Genomic DNA, 19,801 nt, shown 5'->3' on the forward strand with positions numbered 1-19,801 from the left:
TCTATGAGAGGTGAACCAGATCCCGCAGTTCATCTGTTGAAAGCTCGGTAATCCAGTTCTCGCTCGTAATAATCTGGTCATTAAGGGACTGCTTTTTTTCAAGCATGGCATCAATTTTTTCCTCGAGTGTGCCGGTAGCAATCATTTTATGCACATGAACAAAGCGCTTTTGCCCAATCCGGTAGGCACGGTCAGTCGCCTGATTTTCCACGGCAGGATTCCACCAGCGGTCATAATGAATGACATGGTTTGCTGCCGTCAGATTCAAACCGGTACCGCCGGCTTTAAGCGACAGCAGGAATACTGGGAACTCATGATTCTGAAAACGGCTGATCATATTATCCCGTTCCTGCTTTGGCACGCTTCCGTTTAAAAAGGGCACGTCGAATCCGAATTGTTTTTTCAGCAGGCGGGCAATCATGTTCCCCATCTCGATATATTGGGTAAAAATCAGGCAGCTTTCGCCCTGTTCATGAACAGCGCCGACGAGTTCGCTTAATTTTTCAAGCTTTACAGAACGTTCGAGGACGTGCTTTGGCTTTTCTTCTTTTAAATAAAGGGCCGGATGATTGCACAGTTGTTTTAAGCGGCTTAATAACTGCAGGATTAGGCCTTTTCGCTCAAACCCGGACAGCTTTTCAATCTGTGCAAAAGTATCCTGGACAAGCTGCTCGTATAAGGAAGCCTGCTCAGCAGTCAGCGGGCAGTACTCCTTCTGCTCAAGCTTATCAGGCAGGTTCAAGGCCACATCCTCATCCTTCTTCGTACGGCGGAGCAGGAAGGGGCGGATATAGGCCTGCAGCTGCTTCACTTTATTTTTGTCGTCATCCTTCTCAATCGGCAGTACATAGCGCTTCTGAAATTGCCCGAGACTGCCGAGATAGCCGTGATTCGTAAAATCAAAAATGGACCAGAGCTCGGTCAGTCTGTTTTCCATGGGAGTTCCGGTAAGGGCAATATGGTGTTTGCCTTTCAACTTTCGGACAGCCCGCGACTGCTTTGTTTGTGCGTTTTTAATGTTCTGGGCTTCATCAATCGAAATGGAGCTCCACTCGATTGCTTCAAAATCCTCGAGATCCATATGGGTAAGTCCATATGAGGTCAGCACAATATCAGATTCCATAGCTTTTTCAGAAAATCTTTCGCCCTTCAGGCGGTTTGACCCATAATGAAGGTACACGCTCATGCCTGGTGCAAAGCGCTCGATTTCCTTCTGCCAGTTCCCGAGAACAGATGTAGGGCACACGATGAGAGAGGGGCCGCTGTCTTCATCCTTCTTAACTTTTAAAAGATAGGAGATCAGCTGAATCGTTTTTCCGAGTCCCATATCATCCGCCAGAATGGCACCGAACCCATAGCGGCGCAAAAACAGCAGCCAGCTCATCCCGAGCTTCTGGTAAGGTCGGAGATCCCCCTTGAAACTGGCAGGGACCTCTTCAAGCGGAAGGTTTTTAATATCGCGGAGCTGCTTTACCATCTGTTTCCATTGGCGGTTAAGCTCAATCTGAATCCGGGCAAATGTTTTAGGATTATCCAGGTCGTCTTCCTGGGTGTTCCCGTCAGCCATAAGCTCCTGCTCGATCAAATCGCGGACATGCAGCCCTTCTTTTTCCGCTTTCTTCATTAAATCCTGAATATGGCGGACAAAATGGGGATCCAGCTTTATCCAGCGGCCGCGAACATAGACGAGCCGTCTTTTTTCCTCGACCATGCCCCGGAATTCTTCTTCTGTTAAGTCAACTCCATTCATGCTGAAGCGCCAATCATAATCAAGCATGGACTGAAGGCCGACAAACGAGGGGCGATGGCCCCCGGTTCCTTTCACTTTTGCTTTTACCTTGAGGCTTGCGTTCTTCATCGCCTGCCACCACGATGGAAGCAGAATTTCCACGCCAAGTGCGAGAAAGGTTTCGCTTGCCTCTGTCAGGAAAGTCCAGGCTTCATCCTCCGTCAGCATAGTCGAAATCTCGCCGGGCTTGCCTTCAAGCCATGGAAAAAGCTCGAGCCAGCGCTGGATCTCTTTTTCTATTGAATCCTCATATTCATGCCAGTCATGCGGATAATTCGAATAGTCCTTGTAATCGGCAAATAAATCCGGGTTCATTTTTCCGCGCAGAAATATGGTCAAATCCCAGCTTGTATCAATATCCCCGGGCTCTTCCAGCTTAAGTCCGATCGAGAAAGGAGCTTCATTTGCTTTGACCCCAATCCATTCCTGCCAGCTTTCTTCATCAAAATAAGCGGCAAGATCACGCGGTGAGAGATGTTCACTCCGCAAGGCTTCAAGCTTTTCGCCGAACTGCGCCTTCGCATCCTGGTTTTGATTCATATAGCCGTCAAGGGAGCGGTGAAATAAGTCTCCGATAAATTCCCTGACTGGAGAACCTTCTACTGTCTGCTCCCAAAAGTTTGTGCCGAATTCACTAATCACACTTTCCGGCAGTGCCCAGCGGAATTGATCCTGTTCCCAGGCGGCAAAATCCGGCATCCATTCCTGGTCCATGATCGAATCATAAAGAGCATGTGAAGAGGCCAGCAATATTTCTGCCGTCTCATCCCAGCTCCAATCAATCAAACGGTTGAATTGTTCTGCCGCAAACAGGGTGACAAGCTGCCAGCCTGTTACAGAGATCCCTTTAATCCCGTCTGCCTCTGCAGCATCCAGCATGGTTCCGAAAAAGCTTTCCCTGTGATGGTTAAATAGAAGTGGCTTCCATTCCTTCGGGGGAAGCTGGCGCCCTTCTTCATTTACAGCAAAAATCAGGTAGCGGGCATTGTTTATTGGTTTCACTTTCACGTGGAGAAATCTCGTTTTAAGCATCGATTAGCTTACCCCTTTTGCATTCTTCCTGAAAAGCGCGGAGACGTTTCGTTTTTTCAAGCAGCAATTCAAGAAAAAGCTGCCAGTCTTCCTGACGTTTCAGCTTGTTATACAGAGTGCGAAGCTTTTTCATTTTCCGGACAGCCTCGCGGTAATGATCTCTGTTTTTCATATTAATGTGGCCAGTGATGGATTGATGATATAGCGGCAGAAGGATGGAGGGCTCCTTTTTGCTGATTTCCCTGATCCGGTCCTTGCCAAGAGAATCAAGATCAAAGCCAATGAACGCCTGCAGATCCGCCCATTTCGTGAATTCACCTTTTTCAAAAAGCAAATATTCATAGTCACTGTAGCTGTACGGCAGCGTCTCCATCAAGGCTTTCTCGTACAGATCCATTTTGCTGCTTTCCAGGCAATAAGGAGAAATCGCCTTGATGGACATCCTTGTAAAATCCATGCAGGCATAATAATCATCATTTGTTTTCAGATAATCCCGCAATTTATGGATAAATGCTTCTGCATAAGGACCCATCCGATTCCAGTCCTTATTGGATGAAAAGTAATCGAGCCAGTAAAGCATATAAGGTGTCATTAACTCATTGAGCACATTTAAAACACTGAGTGCCTTTTCGTCATTGCGTTCAAGAATCTGAAGGTGCACATAGCCTGCCACTGACGGCATGTTGGGCTTTTCGTTTAGGGAGGGTTCCAGCCTCTCAATCTCCGCTTCACGCCATTCTTTCTTTTTGAAAAAATGCGTCCACAGCAGCCGGTATAGATGGGTCCGTTCATACTCCATCCCAAACGAACCGGTAATTAGTCCGGCAGAATCATCCTTCAGCTTTTCGATATATTGATCAAAAGCAAAGGGGAGGGAGTGCACTGACAGCTTATTCATGATCTCAACGGAGTCTTCCATCAGGGACTGATAGAGATGGCGGTAATAGCGGTCTATCAATTCCTCGCCATGGCCATACTTTCTGCTCAGCGCCATCAGCTTTTTAAAAGAAAAAACATAGCCGACCAGAAGGTAAAGAAGCTTCCATTCCTGCTCCACTGGTGCTCCCGCTTTCAGGCGCCGCAGATACACATGGAAAAGCTCAGGAAGTACATATGGACGGGGCTCACCCTGTTTTTCCAGCAGCTCGGTAAAGCTTTCCTCGAAACCGTCAATCCAGCCGTCATAGCCTGTCTTCTTCTTCTGGCTGGAGGATTTCAGCAGATCCTTCGCTCTTTGAAGCCCCCAATCCTTGGCCGTCTGTTTTTCCTTAATCGGCTTCCGCCACTCTTCAATCCACATGGACACACTTTTGGCTTTTGAGAGAAGCTGCAGAAAGACCGCAGTCTGATGGCGGCAAAAACCTTCAGCCGGGCAGGAGCACTCGCTCAAATGAATGAACTCCAGATTCAGCTCAACCTTGGCAGGAGTCACATCCTGAACAGTCGCCAACACCTTATCATCTTCAAAGCGAAGCTGATACACAAGCCCCTGCCGAAACAGCATCAGCCCCTTCTGCACCAGGCGCGCATCCTCCTCATTCTCAGCACGCAAAAGCCCCTTCAGCTCATTCGCTGCAAACTCCAAAGGCTCCAAAAACCGCTCCGGAATCATCCTTTCTACCCCCTTGTTGGTGACAGGCACCACCCGAATTTTGTCGAATTTATTAAAGCAAGGCACCTATTAATGTAACAGGCTGCCCTGTAAAGTACATTCCTTTATTATAACATTTAGGACAGCCGGAATGAAGGTGCTCGCTGTTTCAAAAATAATTGAGGGAAGTTCTTAGCGGGAATCGTGGAGAAAAAAGTATAGTGACTCGAAATAAAATGGTATGATGGATTTAACGCTTTAACGGAACAGGGTGGGGAAATGACTGCTTTAAACGCTCGACAAGTGGAATCGGATAAATATTCGCTGCGGGATGCCGGCTTCAAAAAAATGATGATTGCGATGACGAGTGCATCCATTTTAGTATTTGCTAATTTATATTTCGTGCAGCCGATTATGCCGCTGCTGGCGGATTCATTTGACATTACATCGGCAGCAGCCGGTTTATCACTGTCTGCTGCTGTAGTTTCTATGATTTTCGGATTGTTATTCTTCGGATTTCTATCTGATCGAATTGGCCGGGTTTCCATCATGAATATCACACTTGTCTGTACAATTATGCCGCTGGTGCTATTGCCGATTGCGCCTAATTTTGAAACCTTTTTGGTGCTTCGCTTCCTGCAGGGCTTTAGCATAGCGGGCCTGCCTGCAGCAGCTATCGCCTATTTAGGGGAGGAGCTGGCTCCAGGGAGCGTCAGCCTCGGCATCACCATGTATATTGCTGCTAATGCCATTGGCGGAATGGCGGGACGCATCTTCGTCGGGTACATTGCAGATATGGCCAGCTGGCAGACTTCTGTTTACTTCTTATTTGGATTTTCCATTCTATTATTCATCCTATATTTTATGACTCTGCCAAAATCTCATTATTTTAAGCCCAGTAAAAGATCTGTTCAAAAAGACTTGTCAGGCATGGGCTCACATCTGAAAAATACCAAGCTTTATCCTGCCTTTGCGATGGGAATCCTCCTCCAATTCTCGTTTACAGGAGTATGGACGTACCTGCCTTTTTATCTCGAACAAGATCCTTTTAACCTCACTGTAAAAAATATTTCTTTTACCTACCTGGCGTACAGCTTTGGTATAGCAGGTTCCATTCTGGGCGGCAGGATGTCTGCTTATTTCAGGAAAACCACACTGGTTTCGGCCGGAACGGTCATTTTAATAGGAGGGACCTTACTTACCAATGTACATTCTTTATCAGTCATTGTAATAGGTCTATGTCTGACCTGTCTGGGATTCTTTGTGGCACATTCACTGATGGCAGCTATTGTAAATGAGAGGGCTTCCCATCACAAAGCTGGAGCCTCGAGCATCTATCTCGTAAGCTATTACCTTGGAGTTGCAACCGGGGGGACGCTTGCCGGGCTTGTATGGCAGACCGGGGGCTGGACGGGGATTAGTGTGGTTTCCTTTGGGCTGATTCCGGTGGTGGTGTGGCTGATGGCGGGCAGCAGGAAGGTTTATCGCTAATGGGGGAATTCGGGGAGGCTGATTTACTGGGATAACTTCGGATAGAGAAAGCGGGAAGGCAGTAGTTTAAGTCCGAACGTGGGGCAACTTCGGACAGAAGCCGAAAAGCAGTAGTTTGAGTCCGAACCCGGGGTCACCTTCGTCCAGAGGGAACACTAATTTGCTCTCCGGAGTCCAAACAAAAGCCCGATAGCGAGTAAAGACTTACTTATTTACAAAAATAATACCTAAAAACCCCAATCTATAGCGATTGGGGCATCTTTTTCTATAAAAAGCCGCCCTGATATACTTTCATGGGCCACTAAAATCAGTTTATGTGCGGATAGGCAAAATTTCTGTGCGGATAAATTTTTTTCTGTGCGTATAACCAAAATTTGTGTGCGTATAGATATTTTTCTGTGCGGATAGCAAGTAGGTGTGCCGCAGACAGCAGTCCTAACGCGGACCCCGTTCCTCCCCAGTTTTCAAATCAACAACCTTAACAGGGTTCTCCGGTGCATCAACCGTTTTGCTCGCAGGGGCCGCATTGCCATTTTCCACCCAATCAACTAAGAGGTCAAATGATTGATGAGCGTATGGCAGCAGCGGCTGAAGTTCTTGATCCGGATCGGTGCCTGGGTTCCAGACAAGGCTGTCAACATGGTTCCCGTTCTCGATTGTGTACATGCGGTGCAGATCCTGCTTTCCGGCTTTCTTAACCAGCTTTTGATATCCCTTAGCATGGATTTCCGGGAAAATCAGCGAGTCCAGTGATCCAGTAAAAGAGATCAGCGGCACATCAATATCTCCGGTATTGGACACGGCCTTAATATTTTCCTTCACTTCCTTCGGCCGGGTCACATACATGTAATCTTCAAAAATATGATCATAGGATCGGTCTCTCACGCCATTAAAGAAGTTCAGGTAATTGCTCCATTCCGTCCTGCCGGGTGCTTCTGGATCAAAATGATCGCGATAGATATTCAGAGAGACAAACCAGTATACCTGGTCATGGTAGGCCCACAGTTTTTCCGACCCTTTTGGCAATCCTGCTTTGTATAGCTCTTTCACCGCTTTTTTCTGTTCTTTGCCGCTGCCATACAAAGCTTCCTCTGCATGATTCACAACAGTGGTCAGAGAGCTGATCAAATTCTCCTTTTTCTCCGTCCATAAAACGCCTTCCCAATCGACTCCTCCATTAAAAAGGCGGGGTTCGCCGGTTTTCTCCGGATTGTCATTTTCAAGGGCATAGCGCACGACATAGCCCCCATTGGAAATTCCCATCGCATATGTAGGAATTTTATGGTCTTTCAATATTAAATCACTTGCCGGATCTGAGGAATCTGGATCGATCAGTCCATCTGGGTAATGGCTGGCTAAATACTGCTGTGCGGCTTTTGTAATCTGGCGGAATCGCTGATGCCATTCAGCAACACTATCATCCTCACCGGCCAGCGCATTCTTTACTTTTGCCAATGGGTCAGCTGGATCCTCCTCGCCCTGGGTGCCTTTGTCAATTGCTGCAAATGCATATCCTTTTTCCAGTACATAATCACTGAAAAGCAGGTCGGTTGACGTTTCATTTCGCGTAGCCGGAATTCCCGAAACAACCAGCCGGCCATTCCAGTGGTCCGGAACCCGGATGACAAACTGGGCATCTTCAAAAATCCCATTTACCTGAGTTCCCGTGACAGAAGCAGGCTTGTACATTTGATGCCAGCCCGTTCCTTCTGCTGTATTTCCCCATAGATAAGGAGCCAGACCGATATTGCCGTAGAGGGTTGCCTGCTCATATTGCAGAGGATTCTTAGTAGTGAGCCAATTGTCGCCGGCCCCGTCGAAGTATTGTTCTGAAACTGAGTGAGCGCCAGGAATGATCACCTGGTTCGCTAGCGAAGTCTGCTCGGCAAGACTTTCTCCCGGGAAAAATGAAAAACTTAAAGCAGAAGCCAGTGATAACGCAATAAGCTTATTTTTCAGTTAAATCCACTCCCTTTTGACAAAATTTGTTACAGTTCTATTCTACTTTTACTAATTATGGGAATCATGGGTCTTAATGATTAATTGTTTGAATTTTCTGTACAACAACAGGGTGACAGGCACCTATACCAGTTATAGACCACTAATCCCTTTTCCTATGGTGAAAACCTAAATATTATTGAGCTGTTCAATTTTAATGTCTTTTACCATCCACCTGCAGTAATTTTGTTTTTGCATATTTTCGTCGTTTCCAGAAAATAGATCTGTTATGGATTTGAGGTTAAGGTAATCAGGAGTTTGCTTCTGTGAGTAATAAAAGTAGGGGAAGCTTGACCAGCGGTAGTGTTGCGGAGCATCTGCAATTTTTGCTTCAACAGGATTTAAGTGAATGTAGCGGCTCACTTCCAGCAGCCCATAAAGATCATAAATAGGCTTACTAAAGAAACGTTTCTCAAATAAATGGCCTTGGACTTGATATTTTTTATTGTAGTAATCAGCATAAGCCTTATTAATGGTTCTCATTACCTTGGAAAGTGGGACGTCTTTAGTTTTTAGCATGAGGTGATAGTGGTTAGACATTAAACAGTAGCTGGCAATTTCGAGGCTGGCAGAACGATGAGTGTAGTGGAGGATATACAAAAATGAGATAAAATCTGATTCGTTTTCAAACAAGTTTGCTCTCCAATTTCCACGGCTGACTACATGGTGATAGTGATCTGGACTCCAAATTCTTTTAGGGCGTGCCATTCTTTTGCTCCTTTCGTTATTATCTCTGTATATATTCTCTTCCTTTAGGGAGAATTCCTTTAATTCGACATAATTCGGGTGGTGCCTGTCACCATTTTTCGATGTCACCATTTTTTCGATGTCACCAATATTTTTTGAAAACTCTTGAAATAAAACCCCATACCAGCTAAACTTATAATATACAGTTTTTCGTATATTGATCTGAAGGTAAAGAGGTTTTGTGAAATGAGCCGTATTTGGGAAAGTTTATATTCAAAGAATGGGCTGGCCGCCAAGTTTATTGCAAAGGAGCTTATCCGGTTTTCTGAGGGAGAGAGAATTCCCCGGGTAAGTGATTTTACAGAGAAGCTATCCTTGGGCCGTGGAACGGTGCAGGGGGCATTAAGGGTGCTGGAAGATTTGCATGCTATTTCCCTTGAATCCAGAGGTCATCTTGGTACCTTTTTGAAAAAGAGGGACATCAACCTGCTGTATGAGATTGCCGGCATCGGACCGGTGATGGGGGTAATGCCGCTTCCATATTCCCGCAAGTATGAAGGCCTGGCGACTGGTATTGTCGAGGGGTTTGAGGAAATCAACAAGAAGTCTGGACTTGCTTATATGAGAGGGGCGAGAAGGCGGGTCGAATCCCTAAAAACCCGGCGATACGATTTTGCCATCATGTCCCAGCTGGCCGCAGAAGAGGCTGTTCAGGAGTTTGAGGGCTTAGAAATTCTCCATATCCTTGGGCCGGAAACGTATGTAACATCCCATAAAGTTTTCTTTTCGAATCATAAAAGCAATGAGATTACAGATGGCATGAAAGTCGGAATTGACTATTCATCTGCCGACCAGGCCAATATTACCCTCCTTGAATGTGAAGAGCACAACGTTGAATTAATAAAGGTAGACTACATGCAGCTTTTCAATATGCTGAAGAACGGCAGTATTGATGCTGCGGTCTGGAACGTTGATGAAGCGAGAGCACTAAAAACGTTTGCCACCTCTGATTTTAAATCAAAAAAGGCAAAGGAGCTGGCCAGAAAAGCAAACACAGCGGCCATAGTCATTGAAAGTGAAAGAACCAATATCAGAGAACAAATCCAGCTGCTCCAGTTCAGTAAAGTGGAAGAGATCCAAAGGCTAGTGGAGGAAGAGAAAAAATATCCTCACTATTAAGAAACTATGTTCTAGTTTCTTAGCACTATTAATATACTAAATACTGTATTTTGGAGGGGTTAAAAGAATGGATATAAACCAGCTCAAAGAAAGAATGGATATCCTTTTAGCTTCAACTGTGGTCAGCACCAAAGCAGCCGATATAAGCACGTTAGCATTTATGCATTTACAGTCACACTTGAGAAAGGATGCCATAGACGGGGCTGAGATGCTTTTCACGCATTTGCCGACAGCTCTGACGAGAATTGAAAAGGAAGAACTAGTAGAGGCTCCCCATCCTGCTTTGCTGGATGAAGTCAAACAGTCACCGGAAGCATCCACAGCAATGAAGGAAATCGAATTTGTACAGCAGCAATGGAAGAAACAGCTCCCCCAAGAGGAAATCGATTTTCTGCTCATCCATTACACAAATGTACTGCAACTAAACAAGGGAGGAAATTAAGATGAAGATTGTAGTTGGCGGACAGGTTGATAAAAAAGAGATTGAGAGTTTAATAAAGGAGATTGACAGCAGCATAACAACGATGGTCAAGTCAGATCTCGAAGCGGCGATGGCCGTTAAGACAGGACAGGCAGATTATTATGTAGGGGCCTGCCATACAGGAGGCGGCGGTGCTTTAGCCATGGCGATTGCCCTTCTCGGCAAGCCGAACTGCGAGACGGTTTCCATGCCGGGGAAAAAGCCGGTTGAGGATAAAATTGTAACCGCTGTCAGCGAAGGGAAAAAAGCGTTTGGATTCACGGCTGACCATAAAGAGGTTGCTGTGCCTATGATTATCAAAGCTTTAAAGAATAAAAGCTAATCCATTTTATTTGAGGGGGAAAAAGAAATGGAAATGACATTAATTATCCTGATTGGTGCCGTTGCTGCTGTGTTGGCCAATATGAATATTGCGGTTTTCAATGATGGCCTTCGTCCAATTGTCTCAGAACATGTTGAAGGGCGGATGACGAGACGGGATCTTGCCTTCACTGCCTTTGCGATGAGCTTCGGCCTGGTAATCGGATTTGGAATACCGTTTACACTCTCGGCCAGTATCATTCTTGTTCACAGTATCCTGCTGGGGACTGATATTATTGGATTGCTGACACCGAAGAATAAATGGGGAACACCGCTTGCGGCAGTGATTGGCGGTGCTTATGGAGCAGGGCTGTTAATCGGGCTCGAAGGCTTTGTGAAGCTGTTCGATTATCTGCCGCTTAATTTCCTTGAAGCCATGGGAGCGGTAGGAACACCGGTTGTTGTTACATTTATGGCTTTCCCGGCACTTGCGGTTGCCATGCAGTTTAGCGTGAAAAAAGGGGTTATCACATTTATCGTATCAGCGCTGATCCGCCAGCTCGCTGTCTGGCTGAACGAAAGCGGAGTCCTTACGATTTCAGGCACAACAGTCACACTGAACCAGGAAGGAATGGCTCTTATCACAGGAATGATCTTCCTCCTTGTTTTTGCCATGAAAGAAAAAGCCGAAGAAGGCTCCTCTATCGACCTTGCTGCGGTATTCAGTGACAAGGTGGCTAAAATCAGGAAAAATGTCGGGTTCTTTATGATTATTGGCGGTCTCATTGCAGCTGCTACCAATCTATGGATCATGGCCGGAGATCCGATTTCTTTAAATCTATTAGCGGAAGGCAAAGCAACTGATGCCGGAATTGCCGCGGCTGCCCGTGCGCTAGGCTTTATCCCGCTTGTCGCCAGTACAGCAATCGCAACAGGTGTATACAGCCCGGTCGGATTCACACTCATTTTCGTCGTCGGATTTTTCTCCCCGAATGTCTGGGTAGCCTTAATCGGCGGTGTCATTATTATTTTCATAGAAGTAATGCTATTAAGCTCCATTGCGAGATTCCTTGATAAATATCCCGGTGTCCGTAATTCCGGAGAAAATATACGCAGTGCGATGACCAAGCTTTTGGAAGTAGCGCTATTAATTGGCGGAGCGAACGCTGCCAACGCGATTGCTCCGGGGTTCGGCTTCTTCTTCATTGCCGGCTTCTATTTGCTGAATGAAGCGGCCGGACGCCCAATTGTCCGCATTGCAGTCGGCCCTGTGGGTGCCATTGCAGTCGGAATCATTGCCAATATCCTGGTTGCACTTGGAATCATGAACATACCTCAGTAAAAAAAATTAGAAACGGAGCGGACTGCCATGATACAAACCGTACTTGGAAAAATTGCTCCGGAAGAATTGGGGATTTGCTCGGCTCACGAGCATCTCTCCATTGATCTTTCGCGAGTGAAAAAAGATCCCGATACTATTTTGGATGATGAACAGGGCATGCGTGAGGAATTGGAGGATTTCTATCGTCTTGGCGGAAGGTCGATGGTGGAAGTGACAAATGACGGCATGGGCCGAAACGCTCCCGTGCTAAAAAGGCTAAGCGAGGCAACAGGAGTTCACCTTATTACATGTACTGGCTTTTATAAAGACCCATATATCCCTCACTATGCCGACGGCTGGAAAGCAGAGCAGTTTGCGCAGCATTTTATCAAAGAAGCAACGGAAGGAATCGGAGATACAGGCATACTTCCCGGTGTCATCGGGGAAGTGGGCACAAGCAAAAATGAAATGAAGCCAATCGAACACGAGCTCTTAATTGGTGCCGCGATGGCTGGTGTCGAAACCGGCCTTCCGGTAACCACACATACAACGCTCGGAACACTTGGTTACGAACAGGTGGAGCTGCTGACGAAGCATGGACTTCCAGCTGGTCAGATCATCATCGGCCATCAGGATCTCAACCCGAATAAAGACGAGGTTCTCGCTGTTTTGGAAACAGGGGTCTATATCGCGTTTGATACGATCGGAAAAAATAATTACCGTCCTGATGAAGAACGAGCTGCTTTTCTTCTGGATTTCATAAAACGCGGCTATGAAAATCAAATTCTGCTTTCAGCCGATTTAACGCGAAAATCGCATTGGAAGAAGAACGGAGGCACGGGCTACGGTCTTGTGCTTGAGACGTTTATTCCAAAATTGAAAGAATCCGGCGTTCCAGAAAGCATTCTTCATCGGTTCCTGACGGTTAATCCATCCAGAGCTTTTTCAATAAGGGAGTGATCATAATGTCCACATACAACCGAGCCCAATTAAAGTACGCAGATTCAGTTTTGCCAAGCTTATCGATACAGGAAGCTCAGGAAAAGCAATTTAAGCTAGTCGACAGAATGAGCCGCTATTTCAAGGGCAGGCAATTTCTTTCGATGGGAGACCTCGGTGTCTCACCCCAATATAAGCGGCCGGAACAGACGTATCTCGTGGAAAGAGTACTGGCAGATTTCTTTGGAACAGAAGACTGTGCCCTTGTGAGGGGAGCCGGAACAGGTGCGATCCGCACTATTCTCAGCATGCTCCTGTCTCCTGGGGATGAAATGTTCATTCACACGGCACCTGTGTATACGACGACGAAAGAAACATTAAGGATCTTAGGCATTAAAACAGTCCAGGCTAATTACAACCATCTTGAGGAAATCAGAAAGGTCATCAGAAATCATCAAAATCCTAAAGTTTTCTATATTCAGCATGCCCGCCAGCAGCCGACAGATCATTATGAATTGGCTGAAGTCATTAAAATGGTGAAGGATGAACGACCGGATCTTCCAATCGTCGTGGATGATAACTATTGCGCACTGAAGACAAAGGGAATTGGTGTGGAATTAGGAGCAGACTACTCCACCTTTTCTGGCTTTAAGCTTCTTGGGCCGGAAGGAATCGCGGTCATTGCCGGCAAGAAAGACGCCCTCGAACGGGTGCATCACTATAACTACTCGGGCGGCGGCCAGGTTCAGGGCTACGAGGCTATGGAGCTTTTAAGAATGATGACCTTCGCACCTGTGTCACTGGCTATTCAGAACGAGCAGGTGGAAGAGCTCTGCCGCCGTCTGAATGAAGGGGCTGTAAAGGGCATTCGCTCCGCCTACATGACGAATGCCCAATCCAAAAACGTTATTGTAGAGCTGGAGGATCCGATCGCTCAACATGTGATCAGCATCAGTGACGTGCATGGGGCGGCCACCCATCCGGTTGGGGCAGAATCAAAATATGAAATCATTCCGATGATATACCGCGTTTCCGGAAGCTTTTTGGAAGCGCAGCCTGAGCTGAAGGAATATGGACTGCGCATCAATCCAATGAAATCAGGAGCAGGAACAATTATCGGCATTCTGGAAAAAGTGATACCTCTTGCAAAAGAAGTGCAGCATCGTTGATACCCGTATATAAAGGGGGAGACTTTCATGTTTTTAGATGTAACAAAGCGCAGAAATCCTAAGCTGATTCAATCAGGAGTTACCTTGCATCAAAGCGGGCTTATACCCCCGAATACGTACGTGATTGACCTTGATATCCTTGGAGAGAATGCAGAGGCTCTGGCTGATACAGCAAAAAATCATGATTTTACGCTCTATTTCATGAGCAAGCAGCTGGGAAGGCTTCCGTTTATAGGGAAGTTTATTGCGGAGCACGGCATCGAAAAGGCGGTTGCTGTTGAATTCGACGAAGCTAAAACATTGGCAGAAGGCGGAGTTGAAATCGGAAATGTCGGCCACCTGGTTCAGCCGGGGAAAAATCAATGGAAAGAAGCTTTATCATGGAATCCTGAAGTCATTACCCTATTTTCCCTTGCACGTGCCAGACAGCTTTCTGATGCGGCTTTAAAATCAGGCGTGGTTCAGGATATACTTCTTAGGGTGTATTCAGAAGGTGATATGATTTATCCCGGACAGCAGGGCGGCTTTCGATTGGAAAAGCTGGATGAAGAGCTTACCGTACTGGCTGGCCTTTCCGGGATTAACATAGCAGGCGTTACAACCTTCCCGAACTTTCAGCTGTCTAAAGATAAGAAAAGCATGGAACCGACTCCAAACCTTACAACCCTTTTAAAAGCAAAAGACATTCTTGAGAAAAAGGGCATCACTGTAAAGCAGGTAAACGGTCCAAGTGCGACCAGCTGTGAAACCATTCCGTTCCTTGCAGAACAGGGGGTAACACATGGGGAACCGGGACATGCCCTTACCGGAACGACCCCGCTGCATGCTTACCGGGATCTGCCCGAGAAACCTGCCATTGTATATGTAACGGAAGTGTCCCACCAGGATCAGGATCATTATTATGTCATTGGCGGGGGCTATTACGAGCGTTCCCACTTAACCGGGTGCCTGGTCGGCAGCAATGAAAAAGATATATTGAAGCAGCATGTAAAAGCAATCGAGCCTGATCCTGAAGCGATTGACTACTATGGTGCAATTGAGAGACCGAACGGTTTTAAAGTCTCTGAAGGAGATACTGCTGTTTTCTCTTTCCGGACCCAGGTGTTCGTCACCAGGGCCCATATTGCCCTGGTAAAAGGAATTCAAAGCGGAAAGCCGGAGCTGGTTCACTTTGAGAGGAAGTGGTAAGGATGGCAAAAGCAATTCTGCTGGTGATTGACAGCTTTGGCATTGGCGCAATGGAGGATTGCGGAGAGTTCAATCCTTCTGACTGCAGGGCCAATACCTATAAGCATATCCGGGAGTCGGCTGATTTTTTAGAAATACCCACGCTATATAGGCTTGGACTGGGGGCACTTGCAGATGGGACTGCAGCTCCTGCCAATGCTTACGGCTTTTCAGCCTTAGCCCATCACGGGGCAGACACCTATCTCGGGCATCAGGAAATTGCCGGGAGCTGCCCGAAGCGCTCGAATAAAAGATTAATGAAGGATATTCATTCTGATCTCGCCAAGGCATTGATGGCAGCAGGCTATCGGGTTGAATATCCATGGAGTGACCGGCCGGTGCTTTTAGTGGATGGTGCCTGTGTCATCGGGGATAACCTTGAGTCCTCGCTCGGAAATATCATCAATTTAACGGCAGATTTTAATAAAATGCCCTTCAAGAAATTAAAGGAAGTCGGAAAAATTGTCCGCAGGAATGTAGACACCAGCCGGGTCATTGCGTTTGGAGGACCCTATACGACCATTGAACATATCCTGTCAGTTGTACAGGAGAAAAATCCAGGCCAGTGGGGAGTAGATGCCCCGAAGGCAAAGGTATATGGTAAAGGCTATGAAGTCTATCATATGGGATACGGTGTAAATATAGACGGACAATTTCCGATGATCGCTGCCCGCCATGGCCTTAAAGTTCACCGGATTGGCAAAACGGCGGATGTTCTGCATGGCGAAGGGCCGGCAAATCCCATTGTTGATACAGAAAAAGTCCTGCAGGCTTTAGAGAATTCGTATGTAAAAGAAAAAGAGGATGCTGCGTTTTTGGTCAATATACAGGAAACAGATCTGGCAGGACATGCCCAGGATACAGATTGGTATGCTCGTCTGCTCAACACAACCGATCAGTGGCTCGCAAAATTCCTGCCCAGAATGGAAACAGACGATTTGATTCTAATCATGGCCGATCATGGCAACGACCCGACCATCGGCCATTCCAACCATACGAGGGAATACGTCCCGATCCTTGCTGCCGGTAAGCGGGTAAAACCGGTTAACATCGGAAAAAGAAACTCGATGGCTGACGTTGGGGCAACATTCAGCGAGTTTTTCGGATTGCCTGCGACTGAGGAAGGCGAAAGTTTTTTAAAGATGATAATAGATTAAGAGAGATGCTGGAGCCAGAATGGTTTCAGTATTTTTTTGTATTTTCGATTTTTCTAGTGCTATTTAACCGGGTTAAAAGTTATAATTCATATATGAAATATTTACTGATGGAGTGAAATTTATGAAAAAGCTCAGCACTAGAATTGCACTGGTCATGGCTCTTGGAATGGCAATTGTTTTACTCGGAAACATTTCTATGCTCTATTTAAGTACAAAAAGTTCAGTAGAGTCCTCTATTGAAAACTTTAGCCTAAGCATTGCAGACAATATTGTCTCAAAGATGGAAACCGAAAAATATAAGGAGTTTTTAAAGAATCCCAATCAGTCGGAAACCTATTGGGACCTCAGGGAACAGCTGAATGATTTCCGCGAGAAAACAGGCGCATTTTACGTCTATACTTTAATGGCTGACTCCGGGAAGAAAGAACTCTTTATTATGGTGGATGGTCTGCCGAATGACTCCGATATTGCTGCAGATATTAAAACACCGACAACGGCTACAACATACGAAGATATTGCTCCTGTCCTGGATGGAAAAGCTTCAAGCTCACCAATCGTTCACGATCCTGATTATGGAGACTACCTTTCCGCGTTCGTACCCATTAAAGCGGATGGAAAAATAATCGGGATATTGGGTGTGGATATCAATGCAGAGAATATTAGCAGCATTACAGACCAAGTACTCCTGGAAGTGCTGCCGATGAATCTGGTAATAAATATACTGTTAATCCTTGGAGTGGTCACCATTTTAGCCTGGTTCGTCAGAAAAAGACTGCTCCCGCTGCAAAGCATCAGTTCAGCCGCTCAATTAATGGCTGATGGCGATCTTCGCGGAGCGGAAGAGAAGGCAAGTTCAATTAAAGTAAAAGGAAATGACGAAATTAGGCTCGTGACAGAGTCTTTCAAAAAAATGACCTACCATACAAAAGTGATGGTTGAAGACATCAAATCATCCTCAGAAGCACTCCTGGTTTCTTCGGGTAAAATAGAAAATAAGGTGGAAGAAATCAGCCAGGCCAGCAGCCTGATTGTCAGAGGAATCCAGGAAGTGGCCGGAGCTACTGATACACAGCTGATCCGAAGCGAGGAATCAGCCATGGCAATTGAAGAAATGGCTGTAGGCATACAGCGCATTGCAGAAGCTTCGACAGATGTGAGCGAACAATCCAATACAGTTGCACAGCAGGTAAAAGAAGGTTTTGATGAAATTCAGTCTATCATCCGGCAGATCAACGAGATCAAAAAAACGGTAAACGATTCCTCTCTATTTATAGAAGAGCTCGGTACACAGGCTACTGAAATTGAGAGTATCGTGAACCTGATATCAGGCATCGCGGAGCAAACCAATCTGCTTGCATTAAATGCAGCTATTGAAGCTGCACGGGCAGGCGAACATGGCAAAGGCTTCGCGGTTGTATCCCAGGAAGTGAAAAAGCTGGCAGAAGGCTCAAAAGCATCAGCTGAACAAATTGCCGAAAAGCTGAATCACTTCAGATTATCTATTGAACAGGCAGTCGGGAATATGCATGCGAGCTCAGGTAAAGTGGAAGAAGGCGCAGATCTTGTCAATAGTGCCGGAGAGAAATTCAATCAGATCCTGCATGCAGTCGAAGGCGTGACCGGGGAAATTCAGGAGGTTTCTGCAGTAACAGAAGAGCTCTCTTCAGGTTCAGAAGAGATTTCTGCTTCTATTGATGAATTTGCGGGTCTGTCAAAAGACACAGCACAAATTTCCCGCGAGGTCGCAGCCTCAACAGACCAGCAGGAGGATGCAGTAGGTAAGATTTCAGAACTGACCCTTCAGCTGAGCAGTCTTTCGAAACAGCTGGAAAAGTCGGTGGAGAAGTTTAAAATATAAAAATGTAGGCCGTTCTCTATAGAGAGCGGCTTTTCCTATTATCCGCCTGTTCCTTTGTCCTATCCGGAAAATTAAACCATTTGAACGAGTTTCCTAAGTAATTCATAGGGAAAATACAAAGGGTGAGCAAAGGAGGGAAGCCCGGCTCGACATACTACATAATGAGGAGTGTTTAAATGAATTACATAAAATGGATTACGGCCGTCGCAGCAATGGTATTTGTGCTGAGCTTCAGCCAGCCGAAAGCAGATGCTGCTGTATTAAAGAATGGCTCAGCAGGTCCGGAGGTTACATACATTCAATCAGCATTACAAAAGCTTGGCTATTTTAATACAGACCAAACAGGATATTATGGAACAGTAACAGAGAATGCAGTTAGAAACTTTCAGTATGATTTCGGTTTAGCAGCTGATGGCATTGTTGGAGTGAACACGGCAGAAATGCTTAGGAATGTGGACATGCTGGCTCATGTTGTTTATGGGGAGGCGCGCGGGGAAAGCTATGAAGGCCAGGTGGCAGTTGCCGCTGTCATTCTCAATCGTATGGAATCCAGTGAATTCCCGGATACTCTTTCAAATGTCATTTTCCAAAAGAATGCCATTACAGCTGTGAATGACGGACAGTACTGGCTGCAGCCAGATGCTGCTGCATATCAGGCGGTAAGAGATGCCTTTGATGGATGGGATCCTACCGGCGGGGCCGTTTATTATTACAATCCTTATACAGCTACTGACCAGTGGATATTTACGAGAACGGTTATTAAACAAATCGGCAGTCATAATTTTGCCTATTAATATAAGGCACCTTACCTTGCACATGCGGGAAAAGGTGCCTTATGTGGTTCTGTGGCGGAAAAGCGAATGAAAATGTGGTAATTTATATTACAAAACTATTAAATTACTTTTAATTTGTAATAAAAAAAGAGTTTTACTGAAATCTACTTGTTATATTTCGGTGTTAATATGTTCCTATCAAGGGACATAAAGGAGATATCATGAAGAAATTAGTAATCTATTTAGTAACAGCTGTTTTTCTATCGTTTGGATTTTCCAATGTCACTTCAGCCGCTGGAAATACGTATACAGTAAAAAAAGGGGATACGCTTTGGGCAATCTCTAAAAAACATAATGTTTCAGTACAGCAGATTAAGTCATGGAATAAATTAACTTCAGATACAATTAAGATTAACCAAAAACTAAAAATTACTGGAGCTTCAGCAAAAACTGCAGCACCTAAAAAGAAGGCTGTAAAGCCTGCTTCAACGAAAGCATATAAAGAAATTAAAGTTAAGGCAACTGCCTATACTGCCAGCTGCAAAGGCTGCAGCGGCATTACTTATACAGGAATCAATTTAAAAAAGAACCCGAACGCCAAGGTTATTTCAGTCGATCCAAAAGTCATCCCATTAGGTTCTAAAGTTTACGTGCCAGGATATGGGGAAGCAATCGCAGGTGACAAAGGATCTGCGGTAAGAGGAAATAAAATTGATGTGTTCATCCCAAATAAAACGCGTGCTCTTCAATGGGGCAGCAAAACAGTAACGATTAAAGTATATAAATAATCTAGTAAGAGAATCTCCACA

16 protein-coding genes are annotated in these 19,801 nt (G+C 45.7%); 12 read left to right on the top strand and 4 right to left on the bottom strand.

Annotation, left to right across the window (positions count from 1 at the left end; genetic code table 11):
- Position 1: 1 nt before the first annotated feature.
- A complete protein-coding gene (locus NSQ49_RS14160; protein ID WP_251283415.1) occupies positions 2-2,821 on the bottom strand; it encodes a DEAD/DEAH box helicase in 2,820 nt (939 codons plus the stop codon).
- On the bottom strand, positions 2,814-4,433 hold the full coding sequence (locus NSQ49_RS14165; protein WP_251283414.1) for an SWIM zinc finger family protein: 1,620 nt from the start codon (positions 4,431-4,433) through the stop codon (positions 2,814-2,816). The genes NSQ49_RS14160 and NSQ49_RS14165 overlap by 8 nt, the downstream gene beginning before the upstream one ends.
- A 258-nt stretch (positions 4,434-4,691) precedes the next feature.
- On the opposite strand from NSQ49_RS14165, the gene NSQ49_RS14170 reads away from it, so the two are divergent.
- Positions 4,692-5,903, top strand: coding sequence for an MFS transporter (locus tag NSQ49_RS14170; RefSeq protein ID WP_251283413.1), 1,212 nt, complete (start codon positions 4,692-4,694; stop codon positions 5,901-5,903).
- A 435-nt stretch (positions 5,904-6,338) separates the two neighbouring features.
- Here NSQ49_RS14170 and NSQ49_RS14175 read toward each other — a convergent pair whose 3' ends face one another.
- Positions 6,339-7,862 carry an alpha/beta hydrolase gene (locus tag NSQ49_RS14175; RefSeq protein WP_311315894.1) on the bottom strand — a complete coding sequence of 508 codons (1,524 nt, stop codon included), beginning with the start codon at positions 7,860-7,862 and terminating at the stop codon, positions 6,339-6,341.
- Between the two features lie 168 nt (positions 7,863-8,030).
- Positions 8,031-8,609 (bottom strand): transposase, encoded by a 579-nt coding sequence (locus NSQ49_RS14180; protein WP_251283411.1) that lies wholly within the window; start codon positions 8,607-8,609, stop codon positions 8,031-8,033.
- Positions 8,610-8,834: 225 nt separating this feature from the next.
- Here NSQ49_RS14180 and yhfZ point away from each other — a divergent pair, with 225 nt between their 5' ends.
- From yhfZ to NSQ49_RS14235, 11 genes are all read left to right on the top strand, one after another.
- Positions 8,835-9,767 carry a GntR family transcriptional regulator YhfZ gene (gene yhfZ / locus NSQ49_RS14185; RefSeq protein ID WP_159863186.1) on the top strand — a complete coding sequence of 311 codons (933 nt, stop codon included), beginning with the start codon at positions 8,835-8,837 and terminating at the stop codon, positions 9,765-9,767.
- 67 nt (positions 9,768-9,834) lie between these two features.
- On the top strand, positions 9,835-10,209 hold the full coding sequence (locus NSQ49_RS14190) for a PRD domain-containing protein (RefSeq protein ID WP_159863185.1): 375 nt from the start codon (positions 9,835-9,837) through the stop codon (positions 10,207-10,209).
- 1 nt (position 10,210) lies between these two features.
- Positions 10,211-10,570, top strand: coding sequence for a DUF2620 domain-containing protein (locus tag NSQ49_RS14195; RefSeq protein WP_159863184.1), 360 nt, complete (start codon positions 10,211-10,213; stop codon positions 10,568-10,570).
- 27 nt (positions 10,571-10,597) lie between these two features.
- Positions 10,598-11,890, top strand: coding sequence for a YhfT family protein (locus NSQ49_RS14200; RefSeq protein WP_159863183.1), 1,293 nt, complete (start codon positions 10,598-10,600; stop codon positions 11,888-11,890).
- Between the two features lie 27 nt (positions 11,891-11,917).
- Positions 11,918-12,829, top strand: coding sequence for a phosphotriesterase family protein (locus NSQ49_RS14205; protein ID WP_251283410.1), 912 nt, complete (start codon positions 11,918-11,920; stop codon positions 12,827-12,829).
- Positions 12,830-12,834: 5 nt separating this feature from the next.
- Entirely contained in the window at positions 12,835-13,977 is a 1,143-nt protein-coding gene (locus tag NSQ49_RS14210; RefSeq protein ID WP_251283409.1) for an aminotransferase class V-fold PLP-dependent enzyme, read from the top strand.
- A 27-nt stretch (positions 13,978-14,004) separates the two neighbouring features.
- Entirely contained in the window at positions 14,005-15,165 is a 1,161-nt protein-coding gene (locus tag NSQ49_RS14215) for a YhfX family PLP-dependent enzyme (RefSeq protein WP_251283408.1), read from the top strand.
- Between the two features lie 2 nt (positions 15,166-15,167).
- Positions 15,168-16,361, top strand: coding sequence for a phosphopentomutase (locus tag NSQ49_RS14220; protein WP_251283407.1), 1,194 nt, complete (start codon positions 15,168-15,170; stop codon positions 16,359-16,361).
- 121 nt (positions 16,362-16,482) lie between these two features.
- A complete protein-coding gene (locus NSQ49_RS14225) occupies positions 16,483-18,219 on the top strand; it encodes a methyl-accepting chemotaxis protein (RefSeq protein ID WP_251283406.1) in 1,737 nt (578 codons plus the stop codon).
- A gap of 176 nt (positions 18,220-18,395) precedes the next feature.
- Complete coding sequence (locus tag NSQ49_RS14230; RefSeq protein WP_251283405.1) at positions 18,396-19,013, top strand: cell wall hydrolase; 618 nt, start codon at positions 18,396-18,398, stop codon at positions 19,011-19,013.
- Between the two features lie 200 nt (positions 19,014-19,213).
- Entirely contained in the window at positions 19,214-19,780 is a 567-nt protein-coding gene (locus NSQ49_RS14235; RefSeq protein ID WP_159863176.1) for a LysM peptidoglycan-binding domain-containing protein, read from the top strand.
- The last annotated feature ends 21 nt before the right edge of the window (positions 19,781-19,801 follow it).

It is taken from the genome of Cytobacillus sp. FSL R5-0377 (assembly GCF_038004385.1).
Lineage (GTDB): Bacteria > Bacillota > Bacilli > Bacillales > Cytobacillaceae > Cytobacillus.